This is a genomic window from Streptomyces sp. NPDC088553, assembly GCF_044752965.1.
In the GTDB taxonomy this organism is placed as follows: Bacteria; Actinomycetota; Actinomycetes; order Streptomycetales; family Streptomycetaceae; genus Streptomyces.
The window spans coordinates 496268-520993 of the sequence record NZ_JBIVMG010000005.1 but is presented as its reverse complement, the minus strand read 5'-3'; the positions used below and the strand labels follow the sequence as shown (position 1 = coordinate 520993).

Below are 24726 nucleotides of genomic sequence, written 5' to 3'. Positions count from 1 at the left end.
CGGGGGCACCGGGCCTCAGTGATCGGTTACGGCACGCGTCAGTGCGAGTGGCCGTGACCGTGGCCGTGACCGTGGTCCGCCGGCTCCTCTTCCTTCTTCTCCACCACGAGGGTCTCGGTGGTGAGGAGGAGGGAGGCGATCGAGGCGGCGTTCTCCAGCGCGGAGCGCGTCACCTTCACCGGGTCGATGACGCCGGCCTTGACCAGGTCGCCGTACTCGCCGGTCGCGGCGTTGAAGCCCTGGCCCTTGTCGAGCTCCGCCACCTTCGAGGTGATGACGTAGCCCTCGAGGCCGGCGTTCTCGGCGATCCAGCGCAGCGGCTCGACGGCGGCGCGGCGGACGACCGCGACACCCGTGGCCTCGTCGCCGGTCTTGCCGAGGTTGCCCTCGAGGACCTTGACGGCGTGGACGAGCGCGGAGCCACCGCCGGAGACGATGCCCTCCTCGACCGCGGCGCGGGTCGCCGAGATGGCGTCCTCGAGGCGGTGCTTCTTCTCCTTCAGCTCCACCTCGGTGGCGGCGCCGACCTTGATCACGCACACGCCGCCGGCCAGCTTCGCGAGGCGCTCCTGGAGCTTCTCGCGGTCCCAGTCGGAGTCCGTGGACTCGATCTCGGCCTTGATCTGGTTGACGCGGCCCGCGACCTCGGACGAGTCGCCGCCACCGTCGACGATCGTGGTGTCGTCCTTGGTGATGGTGACGCGGCGGGCGGTGCCGAGCACGTCCAGACCGGCCTGGTCGAGCTTGAGGCCGACCTCCTCGGCGATGACGGTCGCACCGGTGAGGGTGGCGATGTCGCCGAGCATGGCCTTGCGGCGGTCACCGAAGCCGGGGGCCTTGACGGCCACGGCGTTGAAGGTGCCACGGATCTTGTTCACGACCAGGGTCGACAGGGCCTCGCCCTCGACGTCCTCGGCGATGATCAGCAGCGGCTTGCCGGCGCCGGCCTGGATGACCTTCTCCAGGATGGGCAGCAGGTCCTGGATCGAGGAGATCTTGCCCTGGTTGATCAGGATGTACGGGTCGTCGAGGACGGCCTCCATACGCTCCTGGTCGGTCACCATGTACGGGGACAGGTAGCCCTTGTCGAAGGCCATGCCCTCGGTGAAGTCGAGCTCCAGGCCGAAGGTGTTGGACTCCTCGACGGTGATGACACCGTCCTTGCCGACCTTGTCCATCGCCTCGGCGATGAGCTCGCCGACCTGCTGGTCCTGCGCGGAGAGCGCGGCGACGGCGGCGATGTCGGACTTGTCCTCGATCGGACGCGCGGTGGCGAGCAGCTCGTCGGAGACGGCCTTGACGGCGGCGTCGATGCCCTTCTTCAGGGCGGCCGGGGAGGCACCCGCGGCGACGTTGCGCAGACCCTCGCGGACCAGGGCCTGGGCGAGCACGGTGGCGGTGGTGGTGCCGTCACCCGCGATGTCGTTGGTCTTGGTCGCCACCTCCTTCACCAGCTGGGCGCCGAGGTTCTCGTACGGGTCCTCGATCTCGACCTCGCGGGCGATCGTGACACCGTCGTTGGTGATGGTGGGGGCGCCGAACTTCTTGTCGATGACGACGTTGCGGCCCTTGGGGCCGATCGTCACCTTCACCGTGTCGGCAAGCTTGTTGACGCCGCGCTCAAGGGCGCGACGGGCGTCCTCGTCGAACTTCAGGATCTTCGCCATGGGAGCGGTTCAGCCCTCTCGGAATGGGGTGGAACGAACCGCGCCCCCGGACGCCCGGTGCGGGGTCAAGGGGCGCAGCTCAAAGCATCTGCTTCAGATACTTCGGTGAATTACTTCTCGACGATCGCGAGCACGTCGCGAGCCGAGAGGACGAGGTACTCCTCGCCGTTGTACTTCACCTCGGTGCCGCCGTACTTGCTGTACAGCACGATGTCGCCGGTCTGGACGTCGAGCGGCAGACGCTCGCCGTTCTCGAAGCGCCCCGGGCCCACGGCCAGGACGACGCCCTCCTGGGGCTTCTCCTTGGCGGTGTCCGGGATGACCAGGCCAGAGGCGGTGGTCTGCTCGGCGTCGAGCGGCTGGACCACAATGCGGTCCTCGAGCGGCTTGATGGCAACCTTGGAGCTGGTGGTCGTCACGATCCGACCTCCCCCTTCGGAGATCTCGGGGTTAACTGTCTGAGGTGGCGACCAGGTGGATCCGTCGTCGCGGGTGCCGGACCTGCCCGTCGCTCTGTTGGCACTCTCCAGTGGTGAGTGCCAGAGCCGAGACTATGACCGCGATTAGCACTCGGTCAAGCGGAGTGCCAATTCCTCACTCGTGGCGGTGCGCTTCCGGCCGCGGGAGCGCGCCGTCGGCCCCGTCGGCCGGCTCCGCCCCGCCGGTGCCGACGCGTTCGACGGCCTTCCGGCCGAGCCGCTCGATCGAGTCCACGGTCGAGGCGCAGCCGGTCAGCCCCAGCACGAGTACGGCGGCCAGGAGAGGCAGCGCCCGCCGTCCGCTCACACGTAGTCCTCGAGCTTCGCGACGGCGTACCCCTTGGCCGTGATCACGTTCATCACCCGGCGGATCATGTCGGGCATGGTGCCCTTCCAGTCCGCCTTGCCCCGGAAGTGGGTGAGGACGATGTCGCCGGGGTGCAGGTCCCGGTCCCACTCGCGCCACTCCATGTGGTCGGGGAAGGCCTCCGAGGCCCACAGCGGGACGGCCTTGACGCCGCAGGTCTTGGCGGCGCGCAGGGTGTCCTCGTTGTAGTTGCCGTAGGGCGGGCGGAAGAGCGGGGGCCGCTTGCCGAATCGTTTCTCGATGACGTCCTGCATGCCGCAGATCTCGCGCTTCTGCTGCTTGTACGAGAGTCCGGGCAGGTAGCGGTGGTTGAGGGTGTGGTTGTGCAGGGACACCCCGCCCTCCTGCGATTTCTGCATCCGGGCGAAGTAGCCGTAGTCGTCCTTGACGACGTAGTCGCTGAGGAAGGCGCTGTAGGGGATCCGCAGCTCCTTCATCATCCTCAGCAGTTCGGGGTCCTTCTCGGAGCCGTCGTCGATCGTCAGGAAGACGATCTTCTGCTTGGTCGGGACGGTGGTGAAGACGGGCGGCAGGTCCTCGCCGTCGGTCTCGAATCCCTTGCGGGTGGTGATCTTCGGCTTGACGGCGGGCGGGGCCGGGGCTTCGAGCGGGGGCTTGGCGAGGCCCCACTTCCTGGCGGCGAGCACGCGGGCGGCGCGGCGCTCGCGGACCCGCTCGACGTACGCGTGGAGCGCGCCGGCCGCGGCCTGCTCCTGGGCCCGCGCCTGCTGACCGGCGGCGGGGGCGGGCGCGCCGCGGTCCGGCTCGGCGCTCTCGGAGCAGCCGGTGGCGGCGGAGGCGAGGGCGGCGACGACGAGCACCGCCCCGAGCGCCCGGGAGGAACCGTGCACACCTTTTGCCATCATTTATTCCTTTTGTCGTACGAGTCGTATGGCGCCGCATCCTGTCAGCGCGGAGGCCCCTTCACGGGTACGACACCGCCATACGTGCCCTCGGTCCCCCGGCCGGCCCACAGCGTCACAGGGCCCACAATGGGACGGGTGACCGACCTCGCCTCCTTCGCCCCGCTGCTCACCCCCGAGGGGCAGACGCTCCTCACGGCCCTCCGCGACCACGACCCCGCCCAGGAACTGGCGGTCGTCTCCCGGCTGCGCCGCGACCACTCCGCCGAGCTGGTGACGGCGGCCGTCGGGCAGGCGCGGCTGCGGCAGCGGGCGGTGGCGAAGTTCGGCGCGGAGGACGCGTACCGGATGTACTTCACGCCGAACGGCGTCGAGCAGTCGACGCGTGCCTCGGTCGGCACGTACCGGGCCGGCCGGATGAAGGCGCTCGGGGTCCGGAGCGTCGCGGACCTCTGCTCCGGGATCGGCGGCGACGCGATCGCGCTGGCGCGCGCCGGGATCTCGGTCCTCGCCGTGGACCGCGACCCGCTGACGGCGGAGGTCGCCCGCGCCAACGCCGAGGCGCTCGGCCTCGCGGAGCTCATCGAGGTGCGGTGCGCGGACGTCACCGAGATCGACACCGCCCGGTGCGACGCGGTCTTCGTCGATCCGGCGCGGCGCGGCGGCCGGGGCCGCATCTTCGATCCCGAGGCGTACTCCCCGCCGCTCTCCTGGGCGGTCGAGGCGGCCCGCAAGGCCCCGCACGCGGCGCTCAAGGTGGCCCCGGGCATCCCGCACGAGGCGGTCCCCGCGGAGGCCGAGGCCGAGTGGATCTCGGACGGCGGGGACGTCAAGGAGGCCGTCCTCTGGTTCGGCACGGAGCCGGGGGCCCGCCGCGCCACCCTGCTCCCCTCGGGCGCCGGCCTCCTCGGCCGCGGCCTCCCCGACCCGGCGGTCCGTCCGGTCGGCCGCTACCTCTACGAGCCGGACGGCGCGGTCATCCGCGCGCACCTCGTCGCCGAGGTGGCGGAGGACCTGGCCGGCGGCCTGATCGACGAGACGATCGCGTACATCACGGCGGACGAGCTGATCCCGACGCCGTACGCCGCCGCGTACGAGATCACCGACGAACTCCCCTTCAACCTCAAGAAGCTGAAGGCGCTGCTGCGGGAGCGCGAGGTCGGCACCCTGACGGTGAAGAAGCGCGGCTCGGCGGTCGAACCCGAGGAGATCCGCCGCAAGGTGAAGCCGAAGGGCCCGAACGCGGCGACGGTCCTGCTCACCCGCGTCGCGGGAGCCCCGACGATGCTGATCGGCCACCCGGCGGGCGGTCGGTGACCTCCGTCAGGACGCCACCGACGGCCCCTCTCAGGACTCCGCGGTCGGGCCGCGCCCCGTCAGCCGCACCGCGAAGCGGTAGTGGCCGATGGACTTCGCCAGGCCCGTCAGGCCGGTGACCCAGAGGATCATGGCGACGCCCATGCCGTAGGCGACCAGGCCGTACCCGTCATTCCGGCTGACGCCCGCCGGGACCGCGAAGCCCAGCCAGAGGCCGAGGCCGCACATCACGAAGGACAGCAGCAGCCAGCAGGCGCTGAGGACGGGGGCGCGCAGCCGGGCGTCGGTCGGGCCGTGCCGGTCCAGGACCGCCCACTGGGTGAGGCGTTCACGGACCGTCCGGTCGAGCCGCAGGCTGCGGACCGTCAGCCACACGGCCGGGACGAGGACCCCGATGCCGAGGACCGACGTGACGAGCCCGGTCATCACCATCAGCGGGTCGAGGGCGGGCTGTCCTATCGCGATGAGCAGGACGCCGACCAGCCCCCAGCCCAGTTGGAGGAGGCAGAACCAGAGCAGGAACATCGCGAGCCGCGCGCCCCCGAGCAGCCGCCTGCCGAGCTCGTCCAGGGCCCGCGCCCGGTCGGCGAGCCGCGCGTCCCGGTCGGGCCAGCTGCGGATCTCGGCGGGCGGGGGCGGTGGGGGCAACGGGTTGCGCGGGGACATGCCAAGCACCCTAAGGGCGCGTCACGGCAGGTCCAACTCCCGCGCCTTCCCCCGCAGCAGCGCCCGTTCGCTCTCGTTGCGGGTGAGGTCCGCCGCCCGCTCGAACTCGGCCCGTGCCTCCGCCGCCCGTCCGAGGCGGGCCAGCAGGTCGCCGCGGACGCTCGGCAGCAAGTGGTAGCGGGCCAGGTCCGGTTCGGCGGCGAGGGCGTCGACGATCGGCAGGGCCGCCGCGGGGCCCTCGGCCATCGACACGGCGACGGCGCGGTTCAGCTCGACGACCGGCGAGGGGGCGAGGGCGCCCAGCTTCCCGTACAGCGCGGCGATCGTCGCCCAGTCCGTCTCCTCGTACGAGGCGGCCCGGGCGTGGAGGGCGGCGATCGCGGCCTGGAGGGCGTACGGCCCGTACGAGCGGCCGTCCCCGGCGCGTTCGAGCGCGGCGTATCCGCGCCGGATGAGGAGCCGGTTCCAGCGCCGCCGGTCCTGCGCGGCGAGCAGCACCGGCCGCCCGTCGGGCCCGGTCCTGGCCGCCGTCCGGGAGGCCTGCAGCTCCAGCAGGGCGACGAGGCCCTGAGCCTCGCCCTCCCGCGGGACGAGCGCGGCGAGGACGCGGGCGAGCCGCAGCGCGTCCTCGCAGAGGCCGGGACGCAGCAGGTCGTCGCCGGCGGTCGCCGCGTACCCCTCGTTGAAGATCAGGTAGACGACCTCCAGGACGGAGCCGAGCCGGGCCGCCCGGTCCTCCCCGTACGGCACCTCGAACTCCACGCCCGCCTTCGCGAGCGCCCGTTTGGCGCGGGTGATCCGGGCCGCGACGGTCGCCTCCGGCACGAGGAAGGCGCGGGCGATCTCGTCCGTGCGGAGCCCGCCGACGAGCCGGAGGGTGAGGGCGGCGCGGGCCTCGGCGGAGAGCACCGGGTGGCAGGCGGTGAAGATCAGCCGCAGCACGTCGTCGTCGATGTCCCCGGGGCCCGAGGGCTCGGGATCGTACGACTCCTCCGTGAGCGTGCGGCCGACCTCCGCGAGCTTCCGCGCGTACGTCTCGCGCCGCCGCACCAGGTCGACGGCCCGGTGCTTGGCGGCGGCCGTCAGCCAGGCTCCCGGGCGCTCCGGGACGCCTGTCCCCGGCCACTGCTCCAGGGCGGCGACGAGCGCGTCCTGGGCGATCTCCTCGGCGATGCCGACGTCGCGGACGATCCGCGCCACCGTGGCGATGATCCGCGCCGACTCCATCCGGAAGACCGTCTCCAGCGTCTCCTCGACCGTCTGTGCCGTCACGTCTCACATGACAGCACAGGAACGGCTCCGTCAGCGGTCGGCCCTCAGCCCTCCGGCATCTCCTCGACCTCGCGGACCTCAAGACCGACCTTCCACTGCGGCGGGTGCACGGCGAGGAACCGCTTCCCCCACTCGACGGCCTCGGCCATGTCCTTGCACTGGAGCATCGCGTACCCGCCGACGACCTCCTTGGTCTCGGTGAACGGTCCGTCGGTGAACGACAGCTTCCCGTCCGACCAGGTGATCCGGGTGGCCTCGGAGGTCGGCCTGAGCCCGGCGGTGTCCACCATGGCCCCGGCCTTGGTGATCTCCTCGAAGAGCGCGCCCATCCGCTCCTCGAAGCCGGGGTCGGCGCTCTCCATGTCGATGGTGTTCTCCTCGATGCGGACGAGGGACAGGAAGCGGGGCATGACGACTCCTCGATGACGCGGTGGCGGGGCCGTTCCCCGCCTTCCACACATACGTCGAACGGGAGGAGCCCGCATCGACGACGCGCGAGAGGTTTTTCCGCCGTGCTCGGCTCAGACGTAGTCCTCCAGGCGCGCCACCGTGAAGCCCTGCTCCTGGATGCGGCGGAGCATCGTCGCCGTCATCTCGGTCATCGTCCTGCCCTTGAGCTCGGAGGGGCCGCGGAAGTGGGCCAGGATGATGTCGCCGGGGTGCAGCTTCTTGTCGCCGCGCTGGTACTGCATGTTCTTGATCTGCATGGACTCGCGCCACAGCACGATCGCGTCGACGCCGCACGTGCCCGCCGCCGCGCGCGTCGCCTCGTTCCAGTTGCCGTAGGGCGGGCGGAAGAGGCGCGGGGTCGTGCCGTACCGCTGCGCGAGCTTCGTCTGCTGGCCGCATATCTCCCGGCGCTGGGCGTCCTGGGAGAGGGTGCGCAGGTTCGGGTGGGTGAGCGTGTGGTTGGCGAGCCCGTGGCCCTGGGCGACGAGCGGGGTGAAGTAGCCGTAGTCGGCGCGGACGGCCGCGTCCGTGAGGAACATCGTGACCGGGATCCTGAGGTCCTTCATCATCGTCACGAACGCGGGGTCCTTCTCCGCGCCGTCGTCGATGGTGATGAAGACGATCTTCTCGGTGGTCGGTATCTCGCTGATGACGGGGACCGGGCCGCCCGGCGTGCGCGTCACCGGCTTGACCGCCGGCGGGGCGGGCGGGGCCGGGAAGGGCTTGAGGCCCCAGCGGCGGTACGCGGCGGCGGCCGCGGCCTCGGGCGCCTCGGGTGCCTTCCGCCCGGCGGAGGGGTCGGCCGCGGGTGCGTCCGTCGTCGCCGCGGCGGCGGGACCGGGGTGCTCCGCCCCGCAGCCGGTCACCAGGAGAGCGGCGGCGGTCAGCGCCGCCCACAGCGCGATCGTCTTCTTCACGCGCTGTGGGATGCCGGATTCGATCGAAAGGTTGCTCTATTTTCGGTCGCGTGTCGCTCGTCCGGCTATTCGACCGATTCGAAGCGCCAGCGGTGGACCGGACGGGTGATCAGCTCCGCGTCCGGCTCCGGCAGCTCGGGCAGCTCGGCGTCGAAGGTCTCCGCCTCCCACCAGGTGAGGACGAGCACCCGGTCCTGCGGGGCCCGGAAGACCTCCCGGCGGACCGGCTCGCGGGCGAGGACCCGCGCCCTGGCCCATTCCAGGAGCTCGGCTCCCCGGCCCTGTGCGGCCCTTGCCTCCCACATGAGGGTGAGCCTCATGAGTACAGGTTCTCCTTGCTGACCTCGTGCACATGATCGTGGTCGTGGGAGTGGCCGTGCGCGTGCGCGCCCGGCACGTGCGGGTCCGTCACCGGCAGCGAGGAGTCCGCCGACAGTTCCAGGTCGGAGGCGGGCCGGTTGCGGGCCACCATCTCGGAGCCGAGGGCCGCGACCATCGCGCCGTTGTCCGTGCACAGTCCGGGCCGGGGCACCCGCAGCCGGATGCCGGCCCGCTCGCAGCGTTCCTGGGCGAGGGCCCGGAGCCGCGAGTTGGCGGCGACGCCGCCGCCGATCATCAGGTGATCGACGCCCTCGTCCTTGCAGGCCCGGACGGCCTTGCGGGTGAGGACGTCCACGACCGCCTCCTGGAAGGACGCGGCGACGTCCCGGACCGGCACGTCCTCGCCGGCCGCCCGCTTGGCCTCGATCCAGCGGGCCACGGCGGTCTTGAGGCCGGAGAAGGAGAAGTCGTACGCGGGGTCCCGGGAGCCGCTCAGACCGCGCGGGAACGCGATGGCGGCCGGGTCGCCCTCCTTGGCGAGCCGGTCGATGACCGGTCCGCCGGGGAAGCCGAGGTCGAGGACCCGGGCGATCTTGTCGAAGGCCTCGCCCGCCGCGTCGTCGATGGTGGCGCCCATGGGCCGCACGTCGGAGGTGATGTCGGAGGAGAGCAGCAGCGAGGAGTGGCCGCCGGAGACGAGCAGCGCCATCGTCGGCTCGGGCAGCTTGCCGTGTTCCAGCTGGTCGACGCAGATGTGCGAGGCGAGGTGGTTGACGCCGTAGAGCGGCTTGCCGAGGGCGTACGCGTAGGCCTTGGCCGCCGAGACGCCGACGAGCAGCGCGCCCGCGAGGCCGGGGCCGGCCGTGACGGCGATGCCGTCGAGGTCCTTCGCGGAGATCCCGGCCGTCTTGAGGGCGCGCTCGATCGTCGGGACCATCGCCTCCAGGTGGGCGCGGGAGGCGATCTCGGGCACGACGCCGCCGAAGCGGGCGTGGGTGTCGACGCTGGACGCGACGGCGTCCGCGAGGAGCGTGGTCCCGCGGACGATGCCGACGCCGGTCTCGTCGCAGGAGGTCTCGATGCCGAGTACGAGCGGTTCGTCAGCAGCCATCAGAATCAGTCTCAGTTCCTTGAACGGTCAGTCGCATCACGAGCGCGTCGACGTTTCCGGGCTGGTAGTAGCCGCGCCGGAAACCGATGGGCTCGAAGCCGAAGCGCTCGTAGAGCTTCTGGGCCCGGGTGTTGTCCACGCGCACTTCGAGGAGCACCTCTTCGCATTCGAAGGCGGTGGCGTGGTGGAGCAGGTCGGTGAGGAGCCGGGCGCCGAGCCCCGTACCCCACTGGTCGCGGGCGACGGCGATCGTCTGGACGTCGCCGAGTCCGCCGGCCGCGGCGAGCCCGGCGTACCCGGCGAGCCTGCCCTCGGGGGTCTCCGCCACGATGTAGCGGCGGGTGGCCCGCGGTCCGCGCGCGTGCGCGAGCTCCGACCAGAACATCCCCGCCGACCAGGCGTCCTCGGGGAACAGCTCGTCCTCCAGGGCCAGCACCGGTGCGATGTCCCACCAGCGCATCTCGCGCAGTTCCACGGCGCCGGTCACTTGGGGGTGACCACCTTGTAGTTCTTCGGCACCTGCGCGTCGGGCCGGCGCAGGTACATCGGCAGCGGGTCGAGGAAGCCGCCCTCGCCGGCCGCGAGCCGCTCCGCCGCGAGCGCGGCGAGCGCGGCCGCCGACTGGTGCTCGGGGTCGCGGGCGTCGGGGAAGGCCTCGGGGTAGAGGCGGGCGCCCGCGCCGACGACGGGGAGTCCGGCGAGCCGCTCGGCGATCTCGGCGGGCCGGTCGACGGCCGCGTCGGTCACCCGCGTACGGGAGTCGTCGTACCGCGCCCAGTAGACCTCCTTGCGGCGCGCGTCCGTGGCGACGGCGAACGGCTCGTCGATCCCGGAGGCGTACGCGAGGCCGTCGAGGGTGCACAGGCCGTGCACCGGGACGCCGAGCGCGGAGGAGAAGGCCGCGGCCGTGACGAGACCGACCCGGAGGCCGGTGTACGGCCCGGGGCCGACGCCGACGACGATCCCGGTGACCGCGTCGAGTTTCAGCCCGGCCTCCTTGAGGACCCGGTCGACGGCGGGCAGCAGCAGCTCCCCGTGGCGGCGGGCGTCGACCTGACTCGACGAGGCCACGACGGCCTCGCCGTCGTGGAGGGCGACGGTGACGGCGGGGGTGGCGGTATCCATGGCGAGCAACAGCACGCGAACAGCCTACGGCTCCCGGGCACGGTGCCCCGCCCCTCGCTCCCCCGGCTGCTACCGTCACCCTTCGATACGTTCGTACGAGAGGTGGGCACGGTGGCACGGAGCAGCTCGGGATTCGTGGCCGGGCTCACGGCGGCGGCCGTCGCCGCGGTCTGCTTCCTGGCGTACCAGGCCTCGGCGAACGCTCCCGCCGATCTGTCGGCCGAGCCCCGGACCCCCGCCACCTCCGCCCCGTCGATCTCACCGAGCGGCGGGCCGAAGCAGCCGGCGAAGGACCCCCTCGCCGTGCCGGCGGCCTCCGGCAGCGGCGAGCGCGTCGTGTACTCCCTCGCCGACCGCCGGGTGTGGCTGGTCGACGCGAAGGGCAAGGCCACCCGGACGTTCACGGTGATGCCGAGCACGGTGCACCCGGCGCCGGGCGCGTACAGCGTGACCTCCCGCTCGGGCTCGGTCCGCGGCTCGGACGGCGTGCAGATCGAGCACGTGGTGCGGTTCGCGACGGCCCAGGACGTGGCGATCGGCTTCAGCGCGGCGGTCGACGGCTCGACGCCGAAGCCGGACCCGACGAAGAAGACCGGCGGCATCCGCATGAAGCGGGTCGACGGTGACGCGCTGTGGACGTTCGCGGTGATCGGCGCGAAGGTGGTCGTGGTCGCGTAGGGCGGACCGCTTCCGGACCTGTCGTAGGGCGGACCGCTTCCGGACCTGTTGCCCCGTCCTCGGGGCGGCGCGGCTCGGCCTCGCCGCCCCAGGGCTTTCCCGGCTACGCGGCTCTGCCGCGCACGACCCGCACGATCCGCTCGACCTGCCCGGCCCTCGCCCCGCGCTCCTCGTCCGCCCGGTCCGGGCGCCCGGCCGGCGGGGTCGAAACGGCGCGGGCGGCCGCGCAGGATGCCAGCAGCTCACTCATCGAGACGTGGTCCCGGACGGGTTCCGCGCGCTTCGGCGTCGCCATGCATGCCTCCCGTAGGTTAGGTTCACCTAACCAGCTTGTGCATCCATGTCACCACGGCACGTAGGAACGACGCAACACCTTCCCGACACGTTGTCGGAAACTACGTACGACCGTGGGGCCGCCGGTACGGCCGGTCAGAGCACGCCCAGGTCCTCGTCGGCCCAGCGCGGGCCGATCCCGCGCAGCACGACCGTGCGCCGGTCGTCGTCCGTGTCGCCGGTCACCCGGTGGATCAGCAGGTGCAGCCGGTCGTCCGTCAGCTCCTCGACCTTCCCGTCACCCCATTCGACGACCACGACCGACTCGGGCAGCGAGACGTCCAGGTCCAGGTCCTCCATCTCGTCGAGGCCGCCGCCGAGGCGGTACGCGTCCACGTGCACCAGCGCGGGGCCGCCGACCAGGGACGGGTGGACACGGGCGATGACGAAGGTCGGGGAGGTGACGGCGCCACGGACGCCGAGGCCCTCGCCGAGGCCCCGCGTGAGGGTGGTCTTCCCGGCGCCGAGTTCACCGGTGAGCATGACGAGGTCGCCGGGGCGGAGGATCTTCGCGAGGCGGCGGCCGAGCTCCTGCATCTGCTGGGGGGAGTCGATGGCGAGGGTGGCGCCGGAGACGGGCGGGTGCGCTGCTTCCATACCCGCCAACTTAACCGTTGTGGGTCTCCGGCCTCACCGTGACGGTCGCCGCCGCCGTCTCCGGGACGGCTCCCGCCCGGACGAGCAGGTCGGCGAGCCGGTCGGTGACCGCCTCCGGGTGCTCCAGCATCACCAGATGGCCGCCGTCCGGCACGATGACGAGTTCCGCGTCCGGGAGGAGATCGGCGATGGCCTCGGTGTGGGAGCTGGGGGTGACCAGGTCCTGGTCGCCGGCGAGCGCGAGCACCGGGAGGTCACGGAGGACCGGCAGCGCGGCGGCCTTGTCGTGGTCGGCGAAGGCCGGGTAGAAGGCGGCGACGACGTCGATGGGGGTGGACTCGATCATCCGCTCGGCGAAGCGGGCGACGGCGGGGTCCACGTCCCGGGAGGCGAACGAGTACTTCTTGATGAGCCCGGCGAACAGGTCCGCGGTCGCCCGTCGGCCCCGTTCGACCAGCTCGGCCTGGGAGCCGAGCGCGCGCAGCACACCGGGCAGGACCCACCGGACGGCGTTGACGCCCGCGATCGGAAGGCCGTAACTGACCTCCCCGAGCTTCCCGGCGGACGTACCGACGAAGGCGACGCCGACGACCCGGTCGCGGACGAACTCCGGGTACCGGTCCGCGAGCGCCATGATCGTCATGCCGCCCATCGAGTGCCCGACGAGGACGAGCGGGCCCTCGGGCGCGGCGACGTCGAGGACGGCCTTGAGGTCGCGGCCGAGCTGGTCGATGGTGACGGGCACGGCGTCGGCGCCGGACTGGGCGACACCCTGACCCGAGCGGCCGTGGCTGCGCTGGTCCCAGTGGACAGTGCGGACGAGACCGCGCAGCGCGGCCCGCTGGAAGTGCCAGGAGTCCTGGTTGAGGCAGTAGCCGTGGCTGAAGACGACGGTCACGGGGGCGGGCTCCTTGCGCCCGAAGAGCCGCCGCCGCCGGGCCGGCGGGGTGTCCGCCGCGACCTCGTCGACCTCGTAGTACAGGACGGTCGAGTCGTCGGCGAGGGCCCGGCCCGGAGTCCCGCGCAGCCCGCCGTACGGGCCGGTGGAGTCGAGGGCGAGCCGCGCCTTCTGCCGTACGGACCGGCCGACCGTGAGGCGCTCGACGGCCACCCCGGCGGCGGCCCCCGCCGCGAGGACGCCTATCGCGGCGCCGGCGAATCCGGCGCGGCGCCACGTACCGGTGCTGCTGGACTCGCCCATGGGCCCCCCTTTATCCGCCCAGATACACGCGCGGGACGCGCGCGCCGATCCGGGTGACGATCTCGTACGCGATGGTGTCGGCGGCCACCGCCCAGTCCTCGGCGGTCGGTTCGCCCCGGTCGCCGGGTCCGAACAGCACGGCCTCGGTGCCCGGAGCGGGCTCGTCCCCGCCCAGGTCGACGACGAACTGGTCCATGGCGACGCGTCCGGCGACGGTACGGACGGTGCCGTCGACGAGGACGGGGCCGCGGCCGGAGGCGTGCCGGGGGACGCCGTCGGCGTAGCCGAGCGGGACGAGCCCGAGGGTCGTCTCGGCGTCGGTGACGTAGTGGTGGCCGTAGCTGACGCCGTGGCCGGCAGGGACCCGCTTGACGAGGGCGACGCTCGCCTTGAGCGACATCACCGGCCGCAGCCCCAGTTCGGCGGAGGTGCCCAACTCCGGGCTCGGCGACACGCCGTACATGGCGATACCGGGACGGACCAGGTCGAAGTGGGCCTCGGGGAGGGTGAGGGTGGCCGGCGAGTTGGCGATGTGCCGGACCTCGGGCTCGACGCCGGCCTGCTCGGCGTGGTCGAGCATCGAGCGGAAGACGTCGAGCTGGGCGGCGATGGAGGGGTGGTGCGGCTCGTCGGCGCAGGCGAGGTGCGACCAGAGCCCGGTGACCTTGACGAGCCCGTCGGCCTCGGCCTTCAGGGCCGCTCCGACCAGCTCGGGCCAGTCGGCGGGCTGGCACCCGTTGCGCCCGAGCCCGGTGTCGGCCTTGAGCTGGACGCGCGCGGTGCCGCCGGTCCTCCGGGCCGCCTCGACGACCTCCTCCAGGGCCCACATCCCGCTCACGGACATGTCGAGACCGGCCTCGATGCCCTGGTCCCAGGGGTCGCCGGGGGTCCAGAGCCAGCACATGACCGGCACGTCCGTGATCCCGGCGGCGCGCAGCGCGAGCGCCTCGTGCGGGGTGGCCGTGCCGAGCCAGTCCGCGCCCGCGTCCAGGGCGGCGCGGGCACAGCGGACCGCGCCGTGTCCGTACGCGTCGGCCTTGACCACGGCCATGATCCGGACGTGGGGGGCGACGCGGGCGCGCAGCGTGCGGACGTTCGCACGCAGCGCACCGAGGTCGATCTCGGCGCGGGCTCTGCGGGGCGGCGGTGTCTCAGTCATCGCGCCCAGTCTCTCAGGTGTCAGCTCCCGGGCCGCTTCCCCCAGATGTAGACCCGGTCACCCTTGCGCAGCACGTCCCGGAGTTTCCGGGCGTGGCGGCAGCTGAGATCGACGCAGCCGCGGCCGCCGGTGGGCGTGGCGAGCCCGACGGCCGGGGAGCGAGCCGGGAGAGGCGCCCGGCGGAGCGGGTCCAGCCGACCGGGGTGGGGTGGGGGAAATCCATGCCCCTACAGCCCCTCCGTCACATCCCGCCACGCACCCCCCAGCGCCCCCGCCACCTCCCCCGCCGTGACCGGCCCGCCCCCCGACGCCCGCCGCGCCGCGAGACCGTGCAGATACGCCGCGCACGACGCCGCGTCCACCGGGCGCAGGCCCGCCGCGAGCAGCGAGCCCGCGAGGCCCGACAGGACGTCCCCGCTCCCCGCCGTCGCCAGCCACCCGGTCCCCGTCGGGTTCACCCGCACAGCGCCACTCGCGGCCGCCTCCGTCCCCGGCCCGCACACCAGCGTCGTCGACCCCTTGAGCAGCACCGTCGCCCCGAACCGCGCCGCCAGCTCCCGTACCGCTGCGAGCCGCCCCGCCTCCACTTCGTCCCGGGTCGCGCCGAGCAGCGCCGCCGCCTCCCCCGCGTGCGGGGTGAGCACGGTCGGCGCGCTGCGGGCCCGTACGAGCGAGGGGTCGAGCCCCCGCAGCCCGTCCGCGTCCACGAGCACCGGCACGTCCGAGGCGAGGACCTCCGCGACGCCCGGCTCGTCGCCGAGCCCCGGCCCGACCACCCATGCCTGCACCCGCCCGGCGCGGTCCGGCGGCCCCGGGTGCACCAGGGTCTCCGGGTGCGCCGCGATCACCGCGTCCGCCGCCGGCCCGACGTACCGCACCGCTCCCGCGCCGCCCCGCAGCGCCCCCTCGACGGCGAGCACCGCCGCCCCCGGATAGCGCGCGGACCCGGCGACGACGCCGAGCACCCCGCGCCGGTACTTGTCGCTCTCGGCGCCCGGTACGGGCAGCAGCCGCGCCACGTCCTGGTGCTGGAGCGCCTCCAGGTCGGCCACGCCCGGCAGTTCGCCGCCGAGTCCGATGTCGACGAGCCGCAGCGCGCCCGCGTAGGACCGCGCCGGGTCGACGAGCAGGCCCGGCTTGTACGCCCCGAAGGTCACCGTCACGTCCGCCCGCAGCGCCTCCCCCGCCACCTCCCCCGTGTCCGCGTCGACGCCGCTCGGCAGGTCGACGGCGACGACGACGGCGTCGGAGCCGCGCGCTGCGCGGGCGACGGGCACGGCGTCGGGCCGGAGCCCGCCCCGCCCGCCGATGCCGGTGATGCCGTCGAGGACGAGATCGGCGGCGGCGAGCGGTTCGAACGGGTCGTCGTGGGCGCTGTCCACGACCCGGCCCCCCGCCGCCCGCAGCGCCGCGAGCCCGCCCTCGTGCGCGCGCTCGCCGAGGAGGACGGCGGTGACTCCGGCGCCGCGCCGGGCGAGCCGGGCGCCGGCGTAGAGGGCGTCGCCGCCGTTGTCGCCGCTGCCGACGAGGAGGGCGACCCTCGCCCCGTACACCCGTCCCTTCCCGAGGAGCGAGCAGCAGGCGGCGGCGAGTCCGGCGGCGGCGCGTTGCATGAGCGCGCCTTCGGGGAGTCGGGCCATGAGGGCGGCTTCGGCGGCCCGTACGGTCTCCACGCGGTAAGCGGTACGCATGGTCGCAGTCTGCCGCAGCCCCCGGACGGCCGCCCGCCGCAACCCCCGCACGCCCGCCCGCCGCCGCACCGGCGGCACCACCCCCTGGGCGCGCGCGGCGCCCACACCCGACGCCTGCCCTGGCGGCCGCACGCACACGACCAGGGGCCCGACCGTCCTCCGACGGCCGGGCCCCTGGTCGTACCTCCCGCGCCTACGCCTCCGCGATCACCACGGCGGACGCCACCCCCGCGTCATGGCTCAGCGACACGTGCCAGTGCTGCACGCCCAGCTCGGCCGCCCGCGCCGCCACCGTCCCGCTCACCCGCAGCCGCGGCTGCCCGGTGCCCTCGACGTACACCTCGGCGTCCGTCCAGTGCAGCCCCCCCGGCGCGCCGAGCGCCTTCGCGAGGGCCTCCTTCGCGGCGAACCGCACCGCGAGGGAGGCGGGCCCGCGCCGTTCGCCGCTGGGGAGCAGCAGTTCGCTCTCGACGAAGAGCCGCTGGAGCAGCCCCGGTGTCCGCTCGATCGACGCGGCGAAGCGGTCGATCTCGGCCACGTCGATCCCCACCCCGATGATCATCTGCTCACCTTCACACGCACACACTCACTCCACGGTCACGGACTTGGCCAGATTGCGCGGCTGATCGACCTCGTTGCCCCGCGCGGTGGCGAGCTCGCAGGCGAAGACCTGGAGCGGCACCGTGGAGACCAGCGGCTGGAGCAGCGTAGGCGTGGCCGGGATGCGGACGAGGTGGTCGGCGTACGGGACGACGGCCTCGTCGCCCTCCTCGGCGATCACGATGGTGCGGGCGCCGCGGGCCCGGATCTCCTGGATGTTGGAGACGATCTTGTCGTGGAGCACGGAGCGGCCCTTGGGCGAGGGCACGACCACGACCACCGGCAGGTCCTCCTCGATGAGCGCGATCGGCCCGTGCTTGAGCTCTCCGGCGGCGAAGCCCTCGGCGTGCATGTACGCCAGTTCCTTGAGCTTCAGGGCGCCTTCGAGGGCCACGGGGTAGCCGACGTGCCGGCCGAGGAAGAGGACGGTGTCCTTGTGGGCGAGGGAACGGGCCAGCGCCCTGACGGGCTCCATCGTCTCCAGGACCCGTTCGACCTCGTCACCGATCCGGGCCAGCTCGCGGACCACGGCGTGGATCTCGTCGCCCCACTTGGTGCCGCGCACCTGGCCGAGGTAGAGCGCAAGGAGGTAGCAGGCGACGAGCTGGGTGAGGAAGGCCTTGGTGGAGGCGACGGCGACCTCGGGCCCGGCGTGGGTGTAGAGCACGGCGTCGGACTCGCGCGGGATCGTCGAGCCGTTCGTGTTGCAGACGGCGAGCACCTTCGCGCCCTGCTCCCGCGCGTGCCGCAGCGCCATCAGCGTGTCCATGGTCTCGCCCGACTGGGAGATCGCGACGACGAGGGTGCGCTGGCCGAGGATCGGGTCGCGGTAGCGGAACTCGCTGGCGAGCTCGACCTCGCAGGGGATGCGGGTCCAGTGCTCGATGGCGTACTTGGCGATGAGACCGGCGTGGAACGCGGTGCCGCACGCGATGATGACGATCTTGTCGGCCTCGCGGAGCACGGCGTCGGGGATGCGCACCTCGTCGAGGGTGAGCCGGCCGGTGCCGTCGATCCGGCCGAGGAGGGTGTCGGCGACGGCCTTGGGCTGCTCGGCGATCTCCTTGAGCATGAAGTAGTCGTAGCCGCCCTTCTCGGCGGCGGAGGCGTCCCAGTCCACGTGGAAGGCGCGGACGTCGGCGGGCGCCCCGTCGAAGTCGGTGACGGTGACGCCGTCCCTGGTCAGCTCGACGACCTGGTCCTGGCCGAGCTCGATGGCCGACCGGGTGTGGGCGATGAACGCGGACACGTCGGAGGCGAGGAAGTTCTCGCCCTCGCCGACACCGACGACGAGCGGCGAGTTCCGGCGGGCGCCGACGACCACGTCCGGCTGGTCGGCGTGCACGGCGACCAGGGTGAAGGCCCCGTCGAGCCGCCGGCACACCAGCCGCATGGCCTCCGCGAGGTCCCCGGCGGAGGAGAACTCCTCGGCGAGGAGGTGGGCCACGACCTCGGTGTCCGTCTCGGACAGCAGGTCGTGGCCGCGTTCGGTGAGCTCGTCCCGGAGGGCGGCGAAGTTCTCGATGATGCCGTTGTGGACGACGGCGACCCGCCCGGCGTTGTCCAGGTGCGGGTGCGCGTTGGCGTCGGTCGGGCCGCCGTGGGTGGCCCAGCGGGTGTGTCCGATGCCCACGGACCCGCCGGCGAGCGGCCGGTCCACGAGCTCCTTCTCCAGATTGACGAGCTTGCCCGCCTTCTTGGCCGCGGCGAGCCCACCGTCGGAGAGCACCGCGACACCGGCCGAGTCGTAGCCCCGGTATTCGAGCCTCTTGAGGCCCGCGACCACCACATCAAGCGCCGACTGCCCGCCGACGTATCCCACGATTCCGCACATGACGGCAGCCTACGGCGGAAGGCGCCCGAAGGGCCGGAGTCAGGACAGCTTGGCGGCCTGCGCGTCGATGACGGCCTGCGGCAGCGTCTTGGCCCCGCCCGGGAGGAGGCTGATCGTCGAGAACGACGCGAGCGTGTTGCCCTGGCGGAAGACGACGAGCTTGCTGACGAACGGCTGGCCCTCCATGTCGGAGGTGACGGTGAAGGCGACGGCCTCCTCACCGGCGGTGACGGTCTCCGGGGCGACCTTGGAGACCTTCGTCTTCTCCTTGAGGTGGACGACGTGGAAGCCGCCGGCGCACTCCGCGCCGGCCTTCTTCACCGAGGCGAAGGCCTCCTGCGCGCCCTGACCGTCGTACGAGCCGAGCGTCACCGCCGTGACCTGGGCACCGAGCCCGCCGAGGAGCGCCTCCTCGGGCGAGGCCGACGCGCCCTTCTTCGGCTCTTCGAGGACCTTGCGCTCCGCCGACGCGACGGGCGAGCCGGGCGAGATGAAGGACATGGCGTGGGCGATCGGCGCACAGGTGGCCTTGTCGGCGGTGACCGAGGCCGCCGGGACGACGTCCCCGGTCTCCGTCTTCTGCACCTGGTAGCCCTTGAGGTCGGCCCGCTCGACGATCGCCTTCTCCAGCTCGGCGTCCGACAGCGTCTTGGCGGCGGGCGCGCTCGTGGCGGAGGCGCTGGGCGCACCGGTGCCCCCGGTCTTGCCGCCCTTGTCATCGCTCTTCTCCCCGCCACCGCAGGCGGTGACGAGCAGGGCGAAGGAGACGGCGGTGGCGGCGACGGCGGCGCTTCTCATGGACGTACGCATCTGAGCTGGCTCTCTGTTTCTCTTCGTGGTTCACAACATGCCGCCCGAAGGACGGCTCCCCCCGCGTGAAGTCGTGAAGTGATCAGGTCAGGAGCCCACGCGGCATCAGAAGGATCACCTTAGGCGAGGGGTCGGACAACGCCTTTTCCGCGTGACCCACCCCACGGCCCCGCGCCGCCCACGAAGCCGCGTGACCCCCGACAATGGCGGGGTGATCACTTCGCCGCCACGAAGCGCCAACGGCACGACGCCCTACGTCGACCTCACCCGCGCCGAGTGGAGCGCTCTGCGCGACAAGACCCCGCTCCCCCTCACCGCCGACGAGGTCGAGCGGCTCCGCGGTTTCGGGGACGTCATCGACCTCGACGAGGTACGGGACATCTACCTCCCCCTGTCCCGGCTGCTCAACCTGTACGTGCAGGCCACCAGTGGACTGCGGGGCGCCCTCAACACCTTCCTCGGCGAGAGCGCCGAGCAGCGCGGCACTCCCTTCGTCATAGGAGTCGCCGGTTCGGTCGCCGTCGGGAAGTCGACGGTCTCCCGTCTCCTCCAGGCCCTCCTCGCCCGCTGGCCGGAGCATCCGCGCGTGGAGCTGGTCACCACGGACGCCTTCCTCTACCCGATGGAGGAGCTGAAGGCCCGCGGCCTCATGTCCCGCAAGGGCTTCCCCGAGTCGTACGACCGCCGGGCGCTGACCCGGTTCGTCGCGGACATCAAGGCGGGCAAGGACGAGGTCACGGCCCCGGTCTACTCACACCTCATCTACGACCGCGTCCCCGGCGAGCGCCTCGTCGTCCGCCGCCCGGACATCCTCATCGTCGAGGGCCTGAACGTCCTCCAGCCGGCCCTGCCCGGCAAGGACGGCCGCACCCGCGTCGGTCTCGCCGACTACTTCGACTTCTCGGTGTACGTGGACGCGCGCCCCGAGGACATCGAGCGCTGGTACCTCAACCGCTTCCGCAAGCTGCGCGACACCGCCTTCCAGGACCCCGACTCGTACTTCCAGCGCTACACCCAGGTCTCCGAGGACGAGGCCCTCGACTACGCGCGCACCATGTGGCGGACCATCAACAAGGTGAACCTCCTGGAGAACGTCGCTCCGACGCGCGGCCGGGCGACTCTCGTCGTCCGCAAGGGCCCGGACCACAAGGTGCAGCGGCTGAGTCTCCGTAAGCTCTGAGGATGCTGCATCTCCGGATGATCGTGCCGCCCGACCGCACCGAGGCCGCGGTCGAGGTGATCGAGTCGACCGTCGGCACCACCCACCTGGTGGTGCTCCCGGCCGCGGCCCGGGAGCCGGCCGGTGACGTGGTCATGTGCGACGTGGCCCGCGAGGCGGGCGACGAACTCCTCAAGGAACTGCGCGGGCTGAGGATCGATCAGGACGGCTCGATCGCGGTCGAGAACATCGACTTCTCCCTCTCCACGCGCGCGGACACCGCCGAGAAGGAGGCTCCGGGCGAGCCCGCGGACGCGGTGATCTGGGAGCAGCTGGAGGGGGCCACGCACGAGGAGTCGACGCTCTCGATCACGTACAGCGCGTTCATGATCCTGGCGACGATGATCGCGGCCTGCGGTGTCGTCCTGGACAACGCGATCCTGATCGTGGGCGCCATGGCGGTCGGCCCGGAGTTCGGCCCGCTCGCGGGCGTCTGCACGGCGGTGGTACGGCGCGAGCCGAGGCTGGCGGCACGCTCGCTGATCGCGCTGCTCGTCGGCTTCGCGGCGGCGATCGCGGCGACGACGGTGTTCAGCCTGGGCATGGACGCGCTCGACCTGTTCAGCCGGGACCGGCTCGACGCACCCCGCCCCAACACCAGCTTCATCTGGCAGCCGGACCCGTTCTCGTTCGTCGTGGCCCTGCTCGCGGGTGTGGCGGGCATGCTCTCCCTGACCTCTGCCAAGTCCGGCGCCCTGGTGGGCGTGGCGATCTCGGTGACGACGGTCCCGGCGGGCGCGAACGCGGCGGTCGCGCTCAGCTACGGCGAGTTCGGCCAGATGTGGGGCTCGGTCGAGCAGCTGCTGCTGAACCTGTTCGGCATCATGCTGGCCGGGGTGCTGACCCTGTACGCGCAGAAACTCCTCTGGCGCACCCAGCGCGGCCACTGGCGCCGCGCGCCCGGGGCCCGTAAGGACGGCTGAAAAAGGGCCTCGCCGCACCCGACAGGGGTGCGGCGAGGCCCTCGAAGCATGACGGTGCCTCAGAAAGCCTAGCCCAGCGCCGACTTCACCACGTCCGCGAGCCGCTGCGCCACCGCGCGCGCCTGCTCGATGTCCGCGGCCTCGACCATGACGCGGACCAGCGGCTCGGTGCCGGAGGGGCGCAGCAGGACGCGGCCGGTGGAGCCGAGCTCCTGCTCGGCGGCGCTGACCGCGGCGGCGAGGTCGCCGGAGGTCTTCACCCGGGACTTGTCGACGTCGGGGACGTTGATGAGGATCTGCGGCAGCCGCTCCATCACGCCGGCCAGGTCCGCGAGCGACTTGCCGGTGGCGGCCACCCGGGCGGCCAGCATCAGACCGGTGAGGGTGCCGTCGCCGGTGGTGGCGTGGTCGAGCACGATGACGTGCCCGGACTGCTCGCCGCCGAGCGCGAAGCCGTGCTCCTTCATGGACTCCAGGACGTAACGGTCGCCGACCGCGGTCTGGACGAGGTTCAGGCCCTCGCGCTCCATGGCGAGCTTGAAGCCCAGGTTGGACATGACGGTCGCGACGACGGTGTCCCCCCGCAGCGCACCGGCCTCGCGCATGGCGAGGGCGAGCACGGCGAGGATCTGGTCGCCGTCGACCTCGTTGCCCGCGGCGTCCACCGCGAGGCAGCGGTCGGCGTCGCCGTCGTGCGCGATGCCCAGGTCGGCGCCGTGCTCGACGACGGCGGCCTTGAGCAGCCCGAGGTGGGTGGAGCCGCAGCCGTCGTTGATGTTGAGGCCGTCCGGCTCGGCGCCGATGGTGACGACCTGGGCGCCCGCCCGGGTGAAGGCCTCGGGCGAGACGCGGGCGGCGGCGCCGTGGGCCTCGTCGAGGACGACCTTGAGACCGTCGAGACGGTTCGGGAGGACGGCGATGAGGTGGGCGACGTACCTGTCGAAGCCCTCGTCGTAGTCACGGACCCGGCCGACTCCGGAGCCGGTCGGACGCTCCCAGGGGGCGCCCGTGCGGTGCTCCTCGTACACGGCCTCGATCTTGTCCTCGAGGTCGTCGGCGAGCTTGTGGCCGCCGCGCGCGAAGAACTTGATGCCGTTGTCGGGCATGGCGTTGTGGCTGGCGGAGAGCATCACGCCGAGGTCTGCGCCGAGGACGCCGGTGAGGTGGGCCACGGCCGGGGTGGGCAGCACGCCGACGCGCAGCACGTCGACGCCGGCGCTCGCGAGCCCGGCCACGACGGCGGCTTCGAGGAACTCTCCGGACGCGCGGGGGTCACGTCCGACCACCGCGGTCGGCCGATGGCCCTCGAAGGTGCCCGCCTCGGCGAGCACGTGTGCCGCCGCGACCGACAGGCCGAGCGCGAGCTCCGCCGTCAGGTCCGCGTTGGCCACACCGCGCACGCCGTCCGTGCCGAAGAGTCGTCCCACAGCTGTCCTCCGAGAAATACGTGCCCAAGCATGAAAGAGAAAGAGGTTATGAAAAAACGTACGCCCCGACGGCACGGGCAGTGCCGCCGGGGCGTACGAAAGCAGACCGAGCAGGCGATTAACGCTTGCTGTACTGCGGAGCCTTACGGGCCTTCTTGAGACCGGCCTTCTTGCGCTCGACCGCACGGTCGTCGCGGGAGAGGAAGCCGGCCTTCTTCAGCGCCGGGCGGTTGTTCTCGACGTCCGCCTCGTTCAGCGCACGGGCCACGCCGAGGCGCAGGGCGCCGGCCTGACCGGAGACACCGCCACCCGCGATGCGGGCGATGACGTCGTAGCGGTTGTCGAGCTCGAGCACCTTGAAGGGCTCGTTGACTTCCTGCTGGTGCACCTTGTTGGGGAAGTAGTCCTCAAGGGTGCGACCGTTGATCTTCCACTTGCCGGTGCCCGGAACGATCCGGACGCGGGCGATGGCGTTCTTGCGACGGCCCAGGCCGGCGGCCGGCTGCGGGTCGCCGAAGCGGGACGCGAGCGACTCGGAGGTGTACTCACCCTCGACGAGCTCGGTCTCGGTGGTGTACTCCTCAACGCCCTCGAACTCGTCGACGGGGGTCTCGGGGGTGGTCTCGGCCACGATGCTCCTCAGATTTCTTTCGTTCTTAGGGGGTGTGGCCGGAACTACTGCGCGACCTGGGTGATCTCGAACGGGACCGGCTGCTGCGCAGCGTGCGGGTGGTTCTCGCCCGCGTAGACCTTCAGCTTCGAGATCATCTGACGGCCCAGGGTGTTCTTGGGGATCATGCCCTTGATGGCCTTCTCGACGGCCTTCTCGGGGTTCTTGTCCAGCAGCTCGTCGTAACGGACGGAGCGCAGACCACCCGGGAAGCCGGAGTGGCGGTACGCCAGCTTCTGGGTCTTCTTGTTGCCGGACAGGTGGACCTTGTCAGCGTTGATGATGATGACGAAGTCGCCCATGTCCATGTGCGGGGCGTAGACGGGCTTGTGCTTGCCTCGGAGGAGGTTCGCAGCCGTGGTCGCCAGACGGCCCAGGACAACGTCCTGCGCGTCGATGATGTGCCACTGGCGAGTGACATCGCCGGGCTTGGGGCTGTACGTACGCACTTCGTAGCCTTCGCTTCTTCAGTGGATGGAGTCCAGACACACCTGAAGCGATCATGCAGCTGGGGCCTGCACTGCCGGGATCACTGCCCGTATGCGAGCCACTGGTAACTGCTCCAGGGAACCTGCGTAAGGGCTTTTCGCGTGAAAACGACGAAGCCAATACGCATAACAAACCGCAACACTACCCGCGCCACCCCGGACGGGTCAAAACGCCATGGGACACCGGGGCGCCCCTCCCCCACGCCGCCCTCGCACGCCTCGGCCCCAGGGGGCCTCTCCGGCGTCGCACGGCTGCGCCGGACTCCGCCCGCCGACCGCCCGAGGACCGCGCCCCGCTCGACCCGCCGACCGCCGAGGTCAGCGCGCCCGCTCGACCCGCCGCTCGTCCCACACCGGCTCCGTGCACCCCTCCCCCACGCCGCCCTCGCACGCCTCGGCCCCAGGGGGCCTCTCCGGCGTCGCACGGCTGCGCCGGACTCCGTCCGCCGACCGCCCGAGGACCGCGCCCCGCTCGACCCGCCGACCGCCGAGGTCACCGCGCCCGCTCGACCCGCCGCTCGTCCCACACCGGCTCCGTGGT

Annotated in this window: 27 protein-coding genes; 4 read left to right on the top strand and 23 right to left on the bottom strand. The window is 72.4% G+C overall.

Annotation, left to right across the window (positions count from 1 at the left end; translation table 11 throughout):
* Positions 1-38: 38 nt before the first annotated feature.
* The 4 genes from groL to ACIP8Z_RS19255 form a co-directional block, all read right to left on the bottom strand.
* Positions 39-1667: a chaperonin GroEL gene (gene groL / locus ACIP8Z_RS19270; RefSeq protein ID WP_189831601.1), complete on the bottom strand. Its 1629-nt coding sequence runs from the start codon at positions 1665-1667 to the stop codon at positions 39-41.
* 110 nt (positions 1668-1777) lie between these two features.
* A complete protein-coding gene (groES, locus tag ACIP8Z_RS19265) occupies positions 1778-2086 on the bottom strand; it encodes a co-chaperone GroES (protein WP_073810087.1) in 309 nt (102 codons plus the stop codon).
* A gap of 175 nt (positions 2087-2261) precedes the next feature.
* Positions 2262-2453 (bottom strand): hypothetical protein, encoded by a 192-nt coding sequence (locus tag ACIP8Z_RS19260; protein WP_402084800.1) that lies wholly within the window; start codon positions 2451-2453, stop codon positions 2262-2264.
* Positions 2450-3376, bottom strand: a complete 927-nt coding sequence (locus ACIP8Z_RS19255) for a polysaccharide deacetylase family protein (RefSeq protein WP_402084798.1) — start codon at positions 3374-3376, stop codon at positions 2450-2452. The genes ACIP8Z_RS19260 and ACIP8Z_RS19255 overlap by 4 nt, the downstream gene beginning before the upstream one ends.
* A 129-nt stretch (positions 3377-3505) precedes the next feature.
* Here ACIP8Z_RS19255 and ACIP8Z_RS19250 point away from each other — a divergent pair, with 129 nt between their 5' ends.
* A complete protein-coding gene (locus ACIP8Z_RS19250; RefSeq protein WP_402084795.1) occupies positions 3506-4693 on the top strand; it encodes a methyltransferase domain-containing protein in 1188 nt (395 codons plus the stop codon).
* Positions 4694-4723: 30 nt separating this feature from the next.
* On the opposite strand, the gene ACIP8Z_RS19245 is transcribed toward ACIP8Z_RS19250, so the two are convergent.
* The 8 genes from ACIP8Z_RS19245 to tsaB form a co-directional block, all read right to left on the bottom strand.
* Positions 4724-5359 (bottom strand): hypothetical protein, encoded by a 636-nt coding sequence (locus ACIP8Z_RS19245; protein WP_402084794.1) that lies wholly within the window; start codon positions 5357-5359, stop codon positions 4724-4726.
* A 21-nt stretch (positions 5360-5380) separates the two neighbouring features.
* The gene (locus tag ACIP8Z_RS19240; RefSeq protein WP_402085317.1) at positions 5381-6586 is read right to left on the bottom strand and encodes an RNA polymerase sigma factor; all 1206 of its coding nucleotides are present in this window, start codon (positions 6584-6586) and stop codon (positions 5381-5383) included.
* Between the two features lie 89 nt (positions 6587-6675).
* Positions 6676-7041 carry a YciI family protein gene (locus ACIP8Z_RS19235; protein WP_402084791.1) on the bottom strand — a complete coding sequence of 122 codons (366 nt, stop codon included), beginning with the start codon at positions 7039-7041 and terminating at the stop codon, positions 6676-6678.
* Positions 7042-7152: 111 nt separating this feature from the next.
* The gene (locus tag ACIP8Z_RS19230; RefSeq protein WP_402084788.1) at positions 7153-7998 is read right to left on the bottom strand and encodes a polysaccharide deacetylase family protein; all 846 of its coding nucleotides are present in this window, start codon (positions 7996-7998) and stop codon (positions 7153-7155) included.
* Between the two features lie 65 nt (positions 7999-8063).
* A complete protein-coding gene (locus ACIP8Z_RS19225) occupies positions 8064-8318 on the bottom strand; it encodes a hypothetical protein (RefSeq protein ID WP_383866509.1) in 255 nt (84 codons plus the stop codon).
* Positions 8315-9430, bottom strand: a complete 1116-nt coding sequence (tsaD, locus tag ACIP8Z_RS19220; protein ID WP_402084786.1) for a tRNA (adenosine(37)-N6)-threonylcarbamoyltransferase complex transferase subunit TsaD — start codon at positions 9428-9430, stop codon at positions 8315-8317. The genes ACIP8Z_RS19225 and tsaD overlap by 4 nt, the downstream gene beginning before the upstream one ends.
* On the bottom strand, positions 9420-9890 hold the full coding sequence (rimI, locus tag ACIP8Z_RS19215; protein ID WP_402085315.1) for a ribosomal protein S18-alanine N-acetyltransferase: 471 nt from the start codon (positions 9888-9890) through the stop codon (positions 9420-9422). Before rimI ends, tsaD begins: the two co-directional genes overlap by 11 nt.
* Positions 9891-9913: 23 nt before the next feature.
* Positions 9914-10570, bottom strand: a complete 657-nt coding sequence (gene tsaB, locus ACIP8Z_RS19210) for a tRNA (adenosine(37)-N6)-threonylcarbamoyltransferase complex dimerization subunit type 1 TsaB (protein ID WP_030318607.1) — start codon at positions 10568-10570, stop codon at positions 9914-9916.
* Between the two features lie 120 nt (positions 10571-10690).
* Between tsaB and ACIP8Z_RS19205 the strand changes: the two genes are divergently transcribed.
* Positions 10691-11233, top strand: coding sequence for a hypothetical protein (locus ACIP8Z_RS19205; protein WP_402085312.1), 543 nt, complete (start codon positions 10691-10693; stop codon positions 11231-11233).
* Positions 11234-11336: 103 nt separating this feature from the next.
* Here ACIP8Z_RS19205 and ACIP8Z_RS19200 read toward each other — a convergent pair whose 3' ends face one another.
* From ACIP8Z_RS19200 to ACIP8Z_RS19165, 8 genes are all read right to left on the bottom strand, one after another.
* Entirely contained in the window at positions 11337-11528 is a 192-nt protein-coding gene (locus ACIP8Z_RS19200; protein ID WP_402084784.1) for a hypothetical protein, read from the bottom strand.
* Between the two features lie 134 nt (positions 11529-11662).
* Positions 11663-12163 (bottom strand): tRNA (adenosine(37)-N6)-threonylcarbamoyltransferase complex ATPase subunit type 1 TsaE, encoded by a 501-nt coding sequence (tsaE, locus tag ACIP8Z_RS19195; protein ID WP_030318610.1) that lies wholly within the window; start codon positions 12161-12163, stop codon positions 11663-11665.
* A gap of 10 nt (positions 12164-12173) precedes the next feature.
* Positions 12174-13364 carry an alpha/beta fold hydrolase gene (locus ACIP8Z_RS19190; protein ID WP_402084781.1) on the bottom strand — a complete coding sequence of 397 codons (1191 nt, stop codon included), beginning with the start codon at positions 13362-13364 and terminating at the stop codon, positions 12174-12176.
* Between the two features lie 10 nt (positions 13365-13374).
* Complete coding sequence (alr, locus tag ACIP8Z_RS19185) at positions 13375-14523, bottom strand: alanine racemase (RefSeq protein ID WP_402084779.1); 1149 nt, start codon at positions 14521-14523, stop codon at positions 13375-13377.
* 227 nt (positions 14524-14750) lie between these two features.
* Complete coding sequence (locus tag ACIP8Z_RS19180; RefSeq protein WP_402084777.1) at positions 14751-16214, bottom strand: NAD(P)H-hydrate dehydratase; 1464 nt, start codon at positions 16212-16214, stop codon at positions 14751-14753.
* Between the two features lie 193 nt (positions 16215-16407).
* A complete protein-coding gene (locus ACIP8Z_RS19175) occupies positions 16408-16776 on the bottom strand; it encodes a holo-ACP synthase (protein ID WP_402084774.1) in 369 nt (122 codons plus the stop codon).
* 24 nt (positions 16777-16800) lie between these two features.
* Positions 16801-18648: a glutamine--fructose-6-phosphate transaminase (isomerizing) gene (gene glmS / locus ACIP8Z_RS19170; RefSeq protein WP_402084771.1), complete on the bottom strand. Its 1848-nt coding sequence runs from the start codon at positions 18646-18648 to the stop codon at positions 16801-16803.
* 39 nt (positions 18649-18687) lie between these two features.
* On the bottom strand, positions 18688-19446 hold the full coding sequence (locus ACIP8Z_RS19165; protein ID WP_402084768.1) for a hypothetical protein: 759 nt from the start codon (positions 19444-19446) through the stop codon (positions 18688-18690).
* A gap of 223 nt (positions 19447-19669) precedes the next feature.
* Here ACIP8Z_RS19165 and coaA point away from each other — a divergent pair, with 223 nt between their 5' ends.
* Entirely contained in the window at positions 19670-20638 is a 969-nt protein-coding gene (coaA, locus tag ACIP8Z_RS19160; RefSeq protein ID WP_319310629.1) for a type I pantothenate kinase, read from the top strand.
* Between the two features lie 2 nt (positions 20639-20640).
* A complete protein-coding gene (locus ACIP8Z_RS19155; protein ID WP_402084766.1) occupies positions 20641-21600 on the top strand; it encodes a DUF389 domain-containing protein in 960 nt (319 codons plus the stop codon).
* Positions 21601-21668: 68 nt separating this feature from the next.
* Here ACIP8Z_RS19155 and glmM read toward each other — a convergent pair whose 3' ends face one another.
* From glmM to rplM, 3 genes are all read right to left on the bottom strand, one after another.
* A complete protein-coding gene (gene glmM / locus ACIP8Z_RS19150) occupies positions 21669-23027 on the bottom strand; it encodes a phosphoglucosamine mutase (protein WP_402084764.1) in 1359 nt (452 codons plus the stop codon).
* A 118-nt stretch (positions 23028-23145) separates the two neighbouring features.
* A complete protein-coding gene (rpsI, locus tag ACIP8Z_RS19145) occupies positions 23146-23658 on the bottom strand; it encodes a 30S ribosomal protein S9 (protein WP_015035601.1) in 513 nt (170 codons plus the stop codon).
* Between the two features lie 44 nt (positions 23659-23702).
* Positions 23703-24146 carry a 50S ribosomal protein L13 gene (gene rplM, locus ACIP8Z_RS19140; protein WP_017239595.1) on the bottom strand — a complete coding sequence of 148 codons (444 nt, stop codon included), beginning with the start codon at positions 24144-24146 and terminating at the stop codon, positions 23703-23705.
* Positions 24147-24726: the final 580 nt, after the last annotated feature.

What these genes read in the sequence shown, in the direction of transcription:
- groL (WP_189831601.1), bottom strand. Translation starts at nt 1,667, where the DNA reads ATGGCGAAGATCCTGAAGTTCGACGAGGACGCCCGTCGCGCCCTTGAG.
- ACIP8Z_RS19255 (WP_402084798.1), bottom strand. Translation starts at nt 3,376, where the DNA reads ATGGCAAAAGGTGTGCACGGTTCCTCCCGGGCGCTCGGGGCGGTGCTC.
- ACIP8Z_RS19250 (WP_402084795.1), top strand. Translation starts at nt 3,506, where the DNA reads ATGGGACGGGTGACCGACCTCGCCTCCTTCGCCCCGCTGCTCACCCCC.
- ACIP8Z_RS19245 (WP_402084794.1), bottom strand. Translation starts at nt 5,359, where the DNA reads ATGTCCCCGCGCAACCCGTTGCCCCCACCGCCCCCGCCCGCCGAGATC.
- ACIP8Z_RS19240 (WP_402085317.1), bottom strand. Translation starts at nt 6,586, where the DNA reads ATGGAGTCGGCGCGGATCATCGCCACGGTGGCGCGGATCGTCCGCGAC.
- ACIP8Z_RS19235 (WP_402084791.1), bottom strand. Translation starts at nt 7,041, where the DNA reads ATGCCCCGCTTCCTGTCCCTCGTCCGCATCGAGGAGAACACCATCGAC.
- ACIP8Z_RS19225 (WP_383866509.1), bottom strand. Translation starts at nt 8,318, where the DNA reads ATGAGGCTCACCCTCATGTGGGAGGCAAGGGCCGCACAGGGCCGGGGA.
- tsaD (WP_402084786.1), bottom strand. Translation starts at nt 9,430, where the DNA reads ATGGCTGCTGACGAACCGCTCGTACTCGGCATCGAGACCTCCTGCGAC.
- rimI (WP_402085315.1), bottom strand. Translation starts at nt 9,890, where the DNA reads ATGCGCTGGTGGGACATCGCACCGGTGCTGGCCCTGGAGGACGAGCTG.
- ACIP8Z_RS19200 (WP_402084784.1), bottom strand. Translation starts at nt 11,528, where the DNA reads ATGGCGACGCCGAAGCGCGCGGAACCCGTCCGGGACCACGTCTCGATG.
- tsaE (WP_030318610.1), bottom strand. Translation starts at nt 12,163, where the DNA reads ATGGAAGCAGCGCACCCGCCCGTCTCCGGCGCCACCCTCGCCATCGAC.
- ACIP8Z_RS19190 (WP_402084781.1), bottom strand. Translation starts at nt 13,364, where the DNA reads ATGGGCGAGTCCAGCAGCACCGGTACGTGGCGCCGCGCCGGATTCGCC.
- alr (WP_402084779.1), bottom strand. Translation starts at nt 14,523, where the DNA reads ATGACTGAGACACCGCCGCCCCGCAGAGCCCGCGCCGAGATCGACCTC.
- ACIP8Z_RS19180 (WP_402084777.1), bottom strand. Translation starts at nt 16,214, where the DNA reads ATGCGTACCGCTTACCGCGTGGAGACCGTACGGGCCGCCGAAGCCGCC.
- ACIP8Z_RS19175 (WP_402084774.1), bottom strand. Translation starts at nt 16,776, where the DNA reads ATGATCATCGGGGTGGGGATCGACGTGGCCGAGATCGACCGCTTCGCC.
- glmS (WP_402084771.1), bottom strand. Translation starts at nt 18,648, where the DNA reads ATGTGCGGAATCGTGGGATACGTCGGCGGGCAGTCGGCGCTTGATGTG.
- ACIP8Z_RS19165 (WP_402084768.1), bottom strand. Translation starts at nt 19,446, where the DNA reads ATGAGAAGCGCCGCCGTCGCCGCCACCGCCGTCTCCTTCGCCCTGCTC.
- ACIP8Z_RS19155 (WP_402084766.1), top strand. Translation starts at nt 20,641, where the DNA reads ATGCTGCATCTCCGGATGATCGTGCCGCCCGACCGCACCGAGGCCGCG.